The 13,306-nt window shown below is 74.3% G+C and carries 9 protein-coding genes; 5 read left to right on the top strand and 4 right to left on the bottom strand.

From position 1 onward, the window contains the following. Positions 1-111 precede the first annotated feature (111 nt). The 4 genes from ACOTKD_RS04020 (at position 112) to pepN (ending at position 5,247) form a co-directional block, all read left to right on the top strand. Positions 112-1,041 (top strand): trypsin-like serine peptidase, encoded by a 930-nt coding sequence (locus ACOTKD_RS04020; RefSeq protein WP_424887467.1) that lies wholly within the window; start codon positions 112-114, stop codon positions 1,039-1,041. 24 nt (positions 1,042-1,065) lie between these two features. Beyond that, positions 1,066-1,353 carry a carboxypeptidase-like regulatory domain-containing protein gene (locus ACOTKD_RS04015; RefSeq protein WP_424887466.1) on the top strand — a complete coding sequence of 96 codons (288 nt, stop codon included), beginning with the start codon at positions 1,066-1,068 and terminating at the stop codon, positions 1,351-1,353. Between the two features lie 147 nt (positions 1,354-1,500). Then, positions 1,501-2,529 (top strand): aspartate-semialdehyde dehydrogenase, encoded by a 1,029-nt coding sequence (locus ACOTKD_RS04010; RefSeq protein ID WP_424887465.1) that lies wholly within the window; start codon positions 1,501-1,503, stop codon positions 2,527-2,529. Between the two features lie 144 nt (positions 2,530-2,673). Further along, complete coding sequence (gene pepN / locus ACOTKD_RS04005; RefSeq protein ID WP_424887464.1) at positions 2,674-5,247, top strand: aminopeptidase N; 2,574 nt, start codon at positions 2,674-2,676, stop codon at positions 5,245-5,247. Between the two features lie 401 nt (positions 5,248-5,648). Here the strand turns inward: pepN and ACOTKD_RS04000 are convergent, their stop codons facing one another. From ACOTKD_RS04000 to malQ, 3 genes are all read right to left on the bottom strand, one after another. Then, a complete protein-coding gene (locus ACOTKD_RS04000; protein ID WP_424887463.1) occupies positions 5,649-6,623 on the bottom strand; it encodes an acyl-ACP desaturase in 975 nt (324 codons plus the stop codon). A 192-nt stretch (positions 6,624-6,815) separates the two neighbouring features. Continuing rightward, positions 6,816-7,082, bottom strand: a complete 267-nt coding sequence (locus ACOTKD_RS03995) for a hypothetical protein (protein WP_424887462.1) — start codon at positions 7,080-7,082, stop codon at positions 6,816-6,818. A gap of 49 nt (positions 7,083-7,131) precedes the next feature. After that, on the bottom strand, positions 7,132-9,264 hold the full coding sequence (gene malQ / locus ACOTKD_RS03990) for a 4-alpha-glucanotransferase (protein ID WP_424887461.1): 2,133 nt from the start codon (positions 9,262-9,264) through the stop codon (positions 7,132-7,134). A gap of 208 nt (positions 9,265-9,472) precedes the next feature. Here malQ and ACOTKD_RS03985 point away from each other — a divergent pair, with 208 nt between their 5' ends. Beyond that, on the top strand, positions 9,473-12,403 hold the full coding sequence (locus ACOTKD_RS03985; RefSeq protein ID WP_424887460.1) for a beta-N-acetylhexosaminidase family protein: 2,931 nt from the start codon (positions 9,473-9,475) through the stop codon (positions 12,401-12,403). Positions 12,404-12,579: 176 nt separating this feature from the next. Here ACOTKD_RS03985 and ACOTKD_RS03980 read toward each other — a convergent pair whose 3' ends face one another. Then, positions 12,580-13,116 (bottom strand): HNH endonuclease, encoded by a 537-nt coding sequence (locus ACOTKD_RS03980; protein ID WP_030366446.1) that lies wholly within the window; start codon positions 13,114-13,116, stop codon positions 12,580-12,582. Positions 13,117-13,306 lie beyond the last annotated feature (190 nt).

Below are 13,306 nucleotides of genomic sequence, written 5' to 3'. Positions count from 1 at the left end.
TGCGCGCTCCTACCGTGGCCCGGATTCCCGGAGGAGATTCGAGCACACAGTTGCGCTTATGCCCTGTTCGATGCGGTCTGCGGACCTTGCCGTCGAAGGGACGGTTCCGCCATGTCACAGGCCCTGCCACAGGACCCCCACACCCCCGTCTCCAGCGAACCCCCGGCGGGCCTGCTGCCCACCGACGGGCAGCCCGTGTTCCAGCCGCCCGGCACGGGCGAGGGCGGCGAGCCCGCCCCGGGCGGCTCCACGGGCACCGAGCCCGTCGAGAACTACCGGCTGCCGGAGGCGCCCGAGGCCGGAAGCGCCTTCGGCGGTCCCCTCCCCGACATCGGCGAGGCCTCGTTCGGGCCGCTGACCGGCCCGGAGACCGTCCACCCGCCGGACGACCGGGTGCAGATCACCTCCACCGGCGTCTACCCGTGGCGCGTGCACTGCTTCCTGGAGATCACGGCCGCCGACGGCAGCGCCTGGCTCGGCACCGGCTGGTTCATCGGCCCGCACACGATCGCCACCGCCGGGCACGTCGTCTTCATCAAGAACAGCGGGGTGCCCGGGCGGGACGGCTGGGTCCGCAGCATCAAGGTGTGGCCCGGGCGCAACGGCGGCACGGCGCCCTACGGGCCGGTCGTCAGCACGAACTTCCGGTCGGTGACCGGCTGGACCGGAAGCGGCGACGAGAACTACGACTACGGCGCGATCATCCTCTCCACCGACCTGGGCGCGCAGACCGGCTGGTTCGGCTTCGGCGTCTGGTCCGACGCCGACCTGCTCCAGGTCACCGGCAACATCGCCGGCTATCCGGCCGACAAGCCGTACGCCACGCTCTGGTACGACGCGCGCCGCATCGACTCGGTGGGGCCGCGCAAGGTGTACTACGACATCGACACCTTCGGCGGGCAGAGCGGCAGCTCCGTCTACCGGATCATCGGCAACGACCGGTACGGGGTCGCCGTCCACGCGTACGGCGGGGCCCGGGTGAACTCCGGGACCCGGATCACCACGCCGGTCTACAACAACTTCGTGGCCTGGAAGGCGTGACCCGATCCGTATGACCGAGCGCTCATGAGCACCCCGCCCGCGCCCGCCGGCGTGATCCGCGGCACGGTCCGCGACGCCGCGGGCGCGCCCGTCGCCGGGGCCCGCGTGGCCTTCGCCGACGGGCCGGTGCCCCTGCCCGACGTCGCCGCCGTCACCGGCGGCGACGGCCGCTTCGCGCTCACCGCCCCGGCCGGGGGGACGTACACCCTCGTGTGCCGGGGGGACGGCGGGACGGCGACCGCCCGGGTGCGCGTCACCACCGCTCCCGCCGCCCGCCCGGAGGATGTCCGGGCCGACCTGCGCCTGGGCTGAAGATTTCCCGCCCGCCCGGCCCGGTCTCGTACGCCGGTCAAAGGATTGGACTTTTGGGGCGGGTGTGACCACATGATGGAACCGGCGTGCCAGGCGGGACGTCCCTGGCAGCAGGTTGCATGTGATGTACATGAGTAGGGAGCCCTCATGAGGATCGGAATCGTCGGAGCCACCGGGCAGGTCGGCGGAGTCATGCGCAAGATCCTCGCCGACCGGGACTTCCCGGTCAGCGAGCTGCGCCTGTTCGCCTCGTCGCGCTCCGCCGGGTCCACCCTCCCCTGGAAGGGCACGGAGGTCACGGTCGAGGACGCCGCGACCGCCGACTACACCGGCCTGGACATCGTGCTCTTCTCCGCCGGCGGCGCGACCTCGCGGGCGCTGGCCGAGAAGGTCGCCGGGCAGGGCGCCGTCGTGATCGACAACTCCTCCGCCTGGCGCATGGACCCCGAGGTCCCGCTGGTCGTCTCCGAGGTCAACCCGCACGCGGTCAAGGACCGCCCCAAGGGCATCATCGCCAACCCGAACTGCACCACCATGGCCGCCATGCCCGTGCTGCGCCCGCTGCACGAGGAGGCGGGGCTGACGGCCCTGATCGCCACCACCTACCAGGCCGTCTCCGGCTCGGGCCTCGCCGGTGTGGCGGAGCTCGACGGCCAGATCCGCGGCGTCGGCGAGCGGGCCCCGGAGCTCGTCCACGACGGCGAGGCCGTCGAGTTCCCCGAGCCCGGCGTCTACAAGCGCCCCATCGCCTTCAACGTGCTCCCGCTGGCCGGCTCGATCGTCGACGACGGCCGCTTCGAGACCGACGAGGAGCAGAAGCTCCGCAACGAGTCCCGGAAGATCCTGGAGATCCCGGACCTCAAGGTCTCCGGCACCTGCGTCCGCGTCCCCGTCTTCTCCGGCCACTCCCTGCAGGTCAACGCCCGCTTCGAGCGCCCGGTCAGCGTCGAGCGCGCGTACGAGCTGCTGGCGGACGCCCCCGGCGTCGAGCTCTCGGAGATCCCCACCCCGCTGCAGGCGGCCGGCAAGGACGCCTCCTACGTGGGCCGCATCCGCGTGGACGAGACCGTCGAGAACGGCCTCGCGCTCTTCCTCTCCAACGACAACCTCCGCAAGGGTGCGGCGCTCAACGCCGTGCAGATCGCGGAGCTCGTCGCCGCCGAGCTCAAGGGCTGACCCCTCACCCGGCCCTCCCGCGCCGCCCTGCCCCCTCGGGGCCGGGCGGCGCGGGCGTTTTCGCTTCCGGAAAACAGGGCGGGCGCCGCGGGCACCCGCCGTGGAAGGATGGCCGGAAAGTCGCGAAGTTAAGGAGATGCCCAGGTGCCTGGAACGAATCTGACCCGCGAAGAGGCGCAGCGGAGGGCCCGTCTGCTGACCGTCGACGCGTACGAGATCGCGCTCGATCTCTCCGGCGCGCAGGAGGGAGGCACCTACCGCTCCGAGACCGTGGTGCGGTTCGACGCGGCCGAGGCGGGCGCGGAGACGTTCATCGACCTGGTGGCGCCCGCGGTGCACGAGGTCGTGCTGAACGGGACCGCCCTCGACGTGGCCGAGGTGTTCGCGGACAGCCGGATCGCGCTGCCGGGCCTGGTGGCCGGCCGCAACGAGCTGAAGGTCGTCGCGGACTGCGCCTACACCAACACCGGCGAGGGCCTGCACCGCTTCGTCGACCCCGTCGACCAGCAGGCCTACCTGTACACGCAGTTCGAGGTGCCGGACGCGCGGCGCGTCTTCGCCTCCTTCGAGCAGCCCGACCTGAAGGCCGTCTTCACCTTCACCGTGAAGGCGCCCGAGGGCTGGACCGTCATCTCCAACTCGCCGACCCCCGAGCGGCCGGCCGACAACATCTGGCGCTTCGCGCCGACGCAGCGGATCTCCACGTACATCACGGCCCTGATCGCCGGCCCGTACCACGCCGTGCACAGCACGTACGAGAAGGACGGCCGCAGCATTCCGCTGGGCATCTACTGCCGTCCCTCGCTGGCCGAGTTCCTGGACGCGGACCACATCTTCGAGGTGACGCGGCAGGGCTTCGACTGGTTCGAGGAGAAGTTCGCCTACGCCTACCCGTTCCCCAAGTACGACCAGCTGTTCGTGCCGGAGTTCAACGCGGGCGCGATGGAGAACGCCGGCGCGGTCACCATCCGCGACCAGTACGTCTTCCGCTCGAAGGTGACGGACGCCGCGTACGAGACGCGGGCCGAGACGATCCTGCACGAGCTGGCCCACATGTGGTTCGGCGACCTGGTCACCATGGAGTGGTGGAACGACCTGTGGCTGAACGAGTCGTTCGCCACCTTCACCTCGATCGCCTGCCAGGCCTCCACCCCGGGCTCGCGGTGGCCCCACGCGTGGACCACCTTCGCGAACTCCATGAAGACCTGGGCGTACCGGCAGGACCAGCTGCCCTCCACCCACCCGATCATGGCCGAGATCCGCGACCTGGACGACGTCCTCGTCAACTTCGACGGGATCACCTACGCCAAGGGCGCGTCCGTCCTCAAGCAGCTCGTCGCCTATGTGGGAGAGGACGCGTTCTTCCGCGGCGTCCAGGCGTACTTCAAGGAGCACGCCTACAAGAACACGCGCCTCGCGGACCTGCTCGGCGCGCTGGAGAAGACCTCCGGCCGCGACCTGACCACGTGGTCGAAGCTGTGGCTGGAGACCGCCGGCATCAACGTCCTGCGCCCGGAGATCGAGACCGACGCGTCCGGCGTCATCACCTCCTTCGCCGTCCGCCAGGAAGCGCCCGCGCTGCCCGCCGGCGCCAAGGGCGAGCCCACGCTGCGGCCGCACCGCATCGCGATCGGCCTGTACGAGCTGGAGGGCGGCAAGCTCGTCCGCACCGAGCGGATCGAGCTCGACGTCGACGGTGAGCTGACCGCCGTCGACGCGCTCGTGGGCAAGGCCCGGCCGGCCGTCGTGCTGCTCAACGACGACGACCTGTCGTACGCCAAGGTCCGCCTCGACGAGCAGTCGCTGGCGACCGTCACCGCCCACCTCGGCGACTTCGCCGAGTCCCTGCCGCGCGCCCTGTGCTGGGCCTCCGCGTGGGACATGACGCGCGACGGCGAGCTCGCCGCCCGCGACTACCTCGCGCTCGTCCTCTCCGGCATCGCCAAGGAGTCGGACATCGGCGTCGTCCAGTCGCTGCAGCGGCAGGTCAAGCTCGCCATGGACCTGTACGCCGCCCCCGAGTGGCGTGCCACCGGGCTCGCGCGGTGGACCGAGGCGACCCTCGCCCACCTGAAGTCCGCCGAGCCGGGCAGCGACCACCAGCTCGCCTGGGCCCGGGCGTTCGCCGCCACGGCCCGCACGGACGAGCAGCTCGACCTGCTGCAGGGGCTCCTCGACGGCAGCGAGAAGATCGACGGCCTCGCCGTCGACACCGAGCTGCGCTGGGCGCTGCTGGGCCGCCTCGCGGCGACCGGCCGCGCGGACGAGGCCGCGATCGCGGCCGAGCTCGACCGCGACCGGACGTCCGCGGGCGAGCGGTACGCGGCGTCGGCGCGGGCCTCCCGGCCCACCGCCGAGGCGAAGGAGGCCGCCTGGACGTCGGTCGTCGAGTCGGCCGACCTGCCCAACGCGGTGCAGGAGGCCGTCATCGGCGGCTTCGTCCAGACGGACCAGCGGGAGCTGCTCGCGCCCTACGCCGAGAAGTACTTCGCCGCGGTCAAGCCCGTGTGGGAGACCCGCAGCCACGAGATCGCCCAGCAGATCGCGGTCGGGCTCTACCCCGCGCTCCTCGTCTCCCAGGAGACCCTGGACACGACGGACGCGTGGCTGGCCTCGGCGTCGCCGAACGCGGCGCTGCGGCGTCTGGTGATGGAGTCCCGCTCGGGCGTGGAGCGGGCGCTGCGGGCGCAGGCGGCGGACGCGGCCGCGGCGAGCTGACGCTCGGTGCGCGGAGGGTGCGGGGTGCGCACCCTTCACCGCGCCGCGGGGGGGGTGTGAGGCGTGGCCTCACGCTCCCGCCGCGGCGGAAGACTGCGCCGGGGCCCATCCCTGGTTGTGAGGCCCTGCCTCACATTCCCGCCGCGACGGCGACCAGCCACAACGGCCGCATCCGGCGGTGCCGGGCCCACCTGAGCCCGTACGGCACCGCCGAACCGCGCCGTGGTGGTTTCTCGCCGCTGCGGCGGACTCAAGGGTGCAGGCACCCTTGACCCGGTGCCCCGTCCGGAGGACCCACGGCACCGCCGGTCACCGCCGCTGTGGCTGATCGCCGTCGCGGCGGATTCAAGGGCCCGGGCGCCTCGGGCGCCCTTGGTGCGGCGTACGCCCTCGCTGGACGCTCAGGCCTGCTCGGCCCTCGCCGCGCGCCGCGCCAGCAGCGCGGCGCGGCGCTCGTCGAACTTCGTCGCCTGGTCGTCCAGGCCGCCCATGAACAGACCCAGCTCCTCCTGGGCCCGGAGGCCGTCCGGGCCCAGGCCGGTGATTTCCAGGACCTTCAGGAAGCGCAGCACCGGCTGCAGGACGTCGTCGTGGTGGATGCGCAGGTTGTAGATGCCGCCGATCGCCATCTGGGCCGCGGCGCGTTCGAAGCCGGGGATGCCGTGGCCGGGCATCCGGAAGTTGACGACGACGTCGCGGACGGCCGCCATCGTCTGGTCCGGCGCGAGCTCGAAGGCCTTTCCGAGCAGGTTGCGGTAGAAGACCATGTGGAGGTTCTCGTCCGTGGCGATGCGGGCGAGCATCCGGTCGCAGACGGGGTCGCCGGAGTGGTGGCCGGTGTTGCGGTGGGAGATGCGGGTGGCGAGCTCCTGGAAGGCCACGTAGGCGACCGAGTGCAGCATGCTGTGCCGGTTGTCGGACTCGAAGCCCTCGCTCATGTGCGACATCCGGAACCGCTCCAGGGCGACGGGGTCGACGGCCCGCGAGGTCAGCAGGTAGTCCCGCATGACGATGCCGTGCCGGCCCTCCTCCGCGGTCCAGCGGTGCACCCAGGTGCCCCAGGCGCCGTCGCGGCCGAAGAGCTGGGCGATCTCGTGGTGGTAGCTGGGGAGGTTGTCCTCGGTCAGCAGGTTGACGACGAGCGCGATGCGGCCGATGTCGGTGACCTTGGACTGCTCGGGCGCCCAGGCCTCCCCGCCCATGATGCCGTCGAAGTTGCGCCCGTCGCTCCAGGGCACGTACTCGTGCGGCATCCACTCCTTGGCGACCTTCAGGTGCCGGTTGAGCTCGGTCTCGACGACCTCTTCGAGTGCGTACAGCAGGCGGCTGTCGCTCCACACGGCCCGGGCATGGTGGCGGAGGGGGGCGATGGTCACGGACAGCTCCAGGGGAAGATCGTACTTACGGCTGCGTAGGTTACGACACCGTAGGTTACGCGGGCCGTAAAGCGAAATCCCTAGTTCCGGAAATGAGGCCGGGAACACATGCGCAAAAGCCCGGTGCCCCCGGTCCGAGAAGGACCGGGGGCACCGGGCTGAAGCGGGACGAAGCGGCTGGCGCCTGCGCGGCTAGCGCGTGCGCGGGTGGTGGGTGTCGACGGTGTGCGGGTTGTCCGAGTGCCTGGCGGCGACCATCGTGAGGCCGGCGATCACCAGGAAGAGGACGATCGGCGCGGCGACGTAGAGGCCGAGCGTGCTGGCCACGCTCAGGCCCGGACCCGGGTCGTCACCGTCGTCGCGGGTGAGCGCGAACGCGGGGGACGACATCAGCAGCATCAGCAGCGTGCCGGCCGAGATGGCACCGGCTCGCACGGCGTTCTTGTTCTTAGAGCTCACGGCCTCAAGATATCGGGAGCGTAAGAGGCCCGCGCGCCCGGGGGTGGGGCTACGGCTCCGCCACCGCCGCGACCTCGGCCATCAGGGCCCGCAGCCGGGGCGAGGCGGTCAGCTCCTCCAGGGACAGCGGGCGCCCGTCGGGCCCGGCGACGGGCAGCCGCCAGTTGGGGTACTGGTCCCACGTGCCGGGCACGTTCTGCGGGCGGCGGTCCCCGACGGCGTCGGGCAGCCAGACGCCGACGAGGCGGGCGGGGGTGCGCAGCAGATAGCGGTGGACGGCCAGGACGAGCGCCTCCTCGTCGTCCTCGCCGTACGGCCCCTCGGGCAGGAGCCCGAGCCGGGCGAAGAGCTCCAGCCACTCCCCCGTCTCGCGGGCGTCCTCGCGCTGCTCCTCGGCGAGGGGCCGGGTGAGCAGCCCGAGCCGGTGGCGCAGGCCGACGTGGTCGCCGGTGAGCCGGGCGGCGGTGCTGGGCAGGTCGTGCGTGGTGGCGGTGGCGAGGCAGCCGGCGCGCCACCGGCCGGGCGGCAGGGGTGCGGCCGCGCCGGTCGCGTAGTCCCGCTCGAACCACAGCACGGACGTCCCGAGCACGCCGCGCTCGGCCAGGGCCTCGCGCACCCCGGGCTCGACCGTGCCGAGGTCCTCGCCCACCACGGTGGCGCCGGCCCGGTGCGCCTCCAGGGCGAGGACGCCGAGCATGGCCTCGGGGTCGTAGCGCACGTACGTGCCGCGCGTGGGCTCCTCGCCCTGCGGCACCCACCAGAGCCGGAAGAGGCCCATGACGTGGTCGACGCGCAGGCCGCCGGCGTGCCGCAGGAGGCCGCGCAGCAGCTCGCGGTAGGGGCGGTAGCCGCCGGCCTCCAGGGCGTCGGGGCGCCAGGGCGGCAGGCCCCAGTCCTGGCCGCGGGGGCTGAAGGCGTCGGGCGGGGCGCCGACGGACATGCCGGCGGCGTAGGCGTCCTGCTGCGCCCAGGTGTCCGCGCCGGAGGGGTGGACGCCGACGGCGAGGTCGTGGACGAGGCCGATGCGCATGCCGGCGGCGCGCGCGGCGCGCTGGGCGGCGGCGAGCTGCTGGTCGGTGAGCCAGGCGAGCCAGCGGTGGAAGTCGATGCGGCCGGCGAGCCCGGTGCGCGCGCGGGCGGTGGCGGCGGAGCGGGGGTCGGCGAGCCCGCCGGGCCAGGAGCGCCAGTGCGGGCCGTGCACCTCGGCGAGGGCGTTCCAGGTGCAGTGGTCGTCGAGGGCGCGGCCCTGCTCGGCGACGAAGGCCTCGTAGGCGGTGCGGCGGGCGGGGGCGAGCGGCACCGTGCGGACGAGCTCCAGGGCGCGCCGCTTGAGCTCCCAGGCGGCGTCGCGGTCGATGAGCTCGCCCTTGTGGAGGACCGCGTCGCGCAGGGCGGCGGCCCGGCCGAGGAGCGCTCCGGCGCGCTCGCGCGCCTCGCCGGTGAGCAGGGCGAACTCGGGGACGTCCGCGACGCGCAGGTGGACGGGGTCGGGGAAGCGGCGGGACGAGGGCCGGTAGGGCGAGGGGTCGGTGGGGGCGCCGCCGGCGCCGGGGACGGCCGCGTGCAGGGGGTTGACCTGGACGAAGTCCGTGCCGAAGGCGCGGCCGGACCAGCCGGCGAGCGCGGCCAGGTCGCCGAGGTCGCCCATGCCCCACGAGCCGGCGGAGAGCAGGGAGTAGAGCTGGACGAGGAAGCCGTGGCCGCGCGCGGGCGGGGCGGGCAGCCGGTCCGGGGCGACGATCAGGGGCGCGGCGGCGGAGCGGCCGTCGGGGGCGTGGGCGCGCAGCAGGTGCGTGCCGAGCGGGAGCGCGCCGGGGGCGTACGCGGAGGCCGCCGGCCCGTCACCCGCCCGGGGGCCGCCGGACGCGAGGTCCAGGACGACGACCGCGCCGTCCTCGGTCTCCACGCACGCCTCGGTGCCGGGCGGCAGCGCCGGGAGCGCGCCGCGCCCCGCGCGCAGGACCACGGTGGCGGGCAGCAGCCTGCGCCGGGCCGCTTCCTCGTGGGCGGCCAGGGCGTCGCGCACGGAGGCGGGCGTGGCGGCGTCGACGCCGAGCGCGGCGAGGACGGCGACGACGGTGTCCTCGGGCACCTCCGCGCTGCGGCCGGGCGCGGGGCTGTAGGACGTCGCGATGCCGTGCAGTGCGGCGAGCCGCGCCCTGGCCGTGAGCACCTCGGCCATCACCACCTCCGCAGGTGTCCGTGCGAAAGGCCGTACCCGCCGCCGGGCGGCGGGACACCACTCGAATTCCCGTTCACCCGCGGAGGTTCGGCTTTCGCCGTCGACGCGCCGGGCAATACAGGCACTTCGGTCACGTGCGTTGACACGTCCACCGGCTGGTGATGGGCTCGCCCCCGTCTGGAGTACCGCGAGGGCGAGGGAGACGGCCGTGCACTTCCGGGGCAGCGACTCCGCACCCGCCGGCCACGGGCCCGCGCGCCCCCGGCGGGCCGGGGTGACCGTCCTGGCGGCGGCCCTGCTCAGCGGCCTGCTGGCGGGCGCGCCCGGGACCGCCGCGGCCCCCCGCCCGGGCGACGCGGCGGCCGCCGCGACCGACCCGCAGAGCGACGGCGCGCTGCCGCCGGTGTGGCCGCGGCCCCAGGTCTCGCGCGCGCTCGGCTCGTTCGCCCCGGCCGGCGACGAGGTCACGCTGATGACGGAGCCGGGCACGGACCCGTACGCGGTCGAGGCGCTGCGGGACGTGCTGCGCGCGGCGGGTGCCCGTACGGTCGTGGACGCGGCCCCCGGCGGGACGCCGCCCCCGAGCGGGCTGATCGTCTACGCGGGCGGGAAGGGCGCCGAGGAGGCACTGCGGGCGCTGGGCGCGCCGGAGGCCGGGGACCTGCCGGCCGGAGGCTACCGGCTGGCGACGGGTCAGGTGGCGGGCCGGCCGACGGCGGCGCTCGCGGGCGTCGGCGCCGACGGGCTGTTCCACGCGGTGCAGACGCTGCGTCAGCTGACGGTGGAGCGGGGCGGCGCGAAGGGCTTCGCGGGAGCGGTGGTGCGCGACTGGCCGGGCACGGCGGTACGGGGCCTGTCCGAGGGCTTCTACGGCGAGCCGTGGACGCGCGAGCAGCGGCTGGCGCAGCTGGACTTCATGGGCCGCACCAAGCAGAACCGCTATCTGTACGCGCCGGGCGACGACCCGTACCGGCAAGCCCGCTGGCGCGCCGCCTATCCCGCGGCGCAGCGCGAGGAGTTCCGGGCGCTGGCCGAGCGGGCGCGCCGCAACCATGTGACGCTGGGCTGGGCGGTGACGCCCGGGCAGGCCTTGTGCTTCTCGTCGGCGGAGGACCTGCGGGCGCTCAAGCGCAAGGTGGACGGCATGTGGGCGCTGGGCTTCCGGGCGTTCCAGCTGCAGTTCCAGGACGTGAGCTACAGCGAGTGGCACTGCGGGGCGGACGCGGACGCGTTCGGGTCGGGGCCGAAGGCGGCGGCGAAGGCGCAGGCGAAGGTGGCGGGCGCGCTGGCGGAGCACCTGGCGGCGAAGGGCCCGGAGGCGGCCCCGCTGTCGCTGCTGCCCACCGAGTACTACCAGGACGGGCGGACGGCGTTCCGGCGGGCGCTCGCGGAGCAGCTCGACCCGCGCGTGGAGGTGGCGTGGACGGGCGTCGGGGTGGTGCCGAAGACCATCACCGGGGGTGAACTGGCCGACGCCCGGGCGGCGTTCGGGCACCCGCTGGTGACGATGGACAACTACCCGGTCAACGACTTCGCGCAGGACCGTATCTTCCTCGGCCCGTACACCGGCCGCGAGCCGGCCGTCGCGGCCGGCTCCGCCGCGCTGCTGGCCAACGCCTCGTCCCAGGCCGCGGTCTCGCGGATCCCGCTGTTCACGGCGGCCGACTACGCCTGGAACCCGCGCGGCTACCGCCCCCAGGAGTCGTGGCAGGCGGCGGTCAACGACCTGGCGGGGCCGGACGCGCGCACCCGGGAGGCGCTGCGGGCGCTGGCGGGCAACGACGCGTCCTCGGTGCTCGGCGGCGAGGAGTCGGCCTACCTGCGCCCGCTGCTGGACGCGTTCTGGACCGCCCTGGCGGGGACGGACGCCAAGGCGCGGGAGGAGGCCGCGGACCGGCTGCGGGCCGCCTTCGGCACGATGCGGGACGCCCCGCAGCGCCTGTCGGGGACCTTCGGCGACGAGGCCGGCCCGTGGCTGGAGCAGCTCGCGCGGCACGGCGAGGCCGGGGCGCGGGCCCTGGACATGCTCCTCGCGCAGGCCCGCGGCGACGGCGCGGAGGCCTGGCGGGCCCAGCTGGACGTGCAGCGGCTGCGCGGGCGGATCAAGGACAGCCCGGTGACGGTCGGCAAGGGCGTGCTCACGCCCTTCCTCGATCAGGCCCTGACCAGGGCGAACGGCTGGACGGGCGTGGACCGGCCGGTGCGCTCGGCGGGCGCGGCGACCGACGGCGACCCGGCCACCGCGTTCACGGGCGCCGCGGGCGAGCCGCTGACCGTGCGGCTGGCCGGGCCGCGGCCGCTGACGGCCGTCACGGTGCTCACCGCCCCGGCGCCGGGCGCGCGCGGCACGGCCTGGGCGCACGACGTCGCCAAGGGCTGGCAGCCGCTGGGCGCGGTGTCGGACAGCGGCTGGACGCAGGTGCCGGGCAAGGGCCTGAAGGCGGACGCGCTGCGGGTGGTGTGGGAGGGGGACGGCACGCCGCCGCCCGTCCACGAGCTCGCCCCGTGGTTCGCGGACACGCCCACGGCGGACGTCGAGCTCACGCGCACGGAGGCGGAGGCGGAGCTCGGCGGGGCCCCGGCGGCGGTGGACGTACGGATGATCAACCGGCGGCCGGAGCAGGTGCGGGAGAAGCTCACCGTGCGGGCGCCCGACGGGGTCCGGGTGACGGCCCCCGCCGAGGTGAGCGTGGCGCGCGGCGGGGTGACCACGGCCCGGATCGAGCTCGCGGTCCCGGCGGGCGGCCCGGCCCGCACCTTCACCGTGCCGGTGCGCCTGGGCGACCAGGAGCGGGTCCTGACCGTACGGGCCTACCCGCAGGCCGGAGGGCCGGACCTGGCGCGCGGCGCGGCCCTGAGCTCGCCGGGCGAGGGCGTCCGGCAGCTGGAGCTGGCCCGCCCCGTACGGCTGGGGCGGCTGGTGCTGCACTGGCAGGACGGTCAGAAGCCTGCCGGCTGCCGCGTCCAGGTGTCCGCGGACGGCCGCACCTGGCGGGATGCCGCCCGGGCCACCGGCGCCGGCGGGACGGAGGTGGTGCGCACGGACGCACCGGACACCCGTTTCGTCCGCGTACAGGGCGAGGGGTCCGGGAGCGCTCTGAGGCGCGTGGAGGCGTACGAGGCGAACGCGGCCCGCTAGCGCGGCCGGTGCGGCAGGACGTGCCGCTCCGGTTGCAGCGCGTTCCGCCGGACTCTCGCCGTCATGGCGGATCACCGTTGCGACGGGCGGATCCTTCCCGCCGCAACGGCGCGGGCTCCGGCTACCGGAGCAAGCCGGGAGCATCGCCCAGTGCCAACGTTGATGGCCCGGAACCGTCAGGCGGAAATGCCGTCGATCCGGGCCATCGCGTCCTCCGCGCCGAATGCCTCCAGATAAGGCAGCCAGCGCGGATCCCTATGGCCCGTGCCGATGATGCGCCAGGCCAGGCCGGACGGCGGTGCGGGCTGGTGGCGCAGCCGCCAGCCCAGCTCGGCGACGTGCCGGTCGGCCTTGACGTGATTGCAGCGGCGGCAGGCCGCCACCACGTTCTCCCAGGCGTGCTGGCCGCCGCGGCTGCGCGGGACCACGTGATCGACGCTGGTTGCGACGCCACCGCAATACGCGCAGCGCCCGCCGTCACGGGCGAAGAGAGCACGGCGGGTGAGCGGGACGGGCCCCCGAAAGGGCACGCGCACGAAGCGTTTGAGGCGGACCACGCTGGGAGCGGGGATGGTGCACGTTGCGCTGTGCATATAGGCGCCGGTGTCCTCGAGGCTGACGGCCTTTTCATTGAGGACGAGTATGAGCGCGCGGCGGAGCGGTACGACGCCGAGCGGCTCGTACGACGCGTTGAGGACCAGGACATGCGGCACGGGTGCCTCCTTGTACGCCGGCGGCGCGTGGCTCGCGCCGGGACGATCTCCTGCAAGTGTCCCCCGGCCCCTGGTCGGAGCGCCACCATGACCAGGTAACGGGTCACGGGTGTTTTGGAACACATCTTGTTCATCCCCCGCTCAGGACCGGTCGCATCTCGAACACAGCAACGGACGATCACCTGCGCCC

Origin of the sequence: Streptomyces sp. XH2, from assembly GCF_049725035.1 — a bacterium.
Lineage (GTDB): Bacteria > Actinomycetota > Actinomycetes > Streptomycetales > Streptomycetaceae > Streptomyces > Streptomyces roseoverticillatus.
Note: the sequence above shows the minus strand (reverse complement) of the source record. Positions and strands in the feature narration are given on the sequence as shown.

Bases quoted from the DNA above. Each gene is read 5' to 3' on its own strand.
- ACOTKD_RS04020 (WP_424887467.1), top strand. From the start codon at position 112: ATGTCACAGGCCCTGCCACAGGACCCCCACACCCCCGTCTCCAGCGAA.
- ACOTKD_RS04015 (WP_424887466.1), top strand. From the start codon at position 1,066: ATGAGCACCCCGCCCGCGCCCGCCGGCGTGATCCGCGGCACGGTCCGC.
- ACOTKD_RS04010 (WP_424887465.1), top strand. From the start codon at position 1,501: ATGAGGATCGGAATCGTCGGAGCCACCGGGCAGGTCGGCGGAGTCATG.
- malQ (WP_424887461.1), bottom strand. From the start codon at position 9,264: ATGGCCGAGGTGCTCACGGCCAGGGCGCGGCTCGCCGCACTGCACGGC.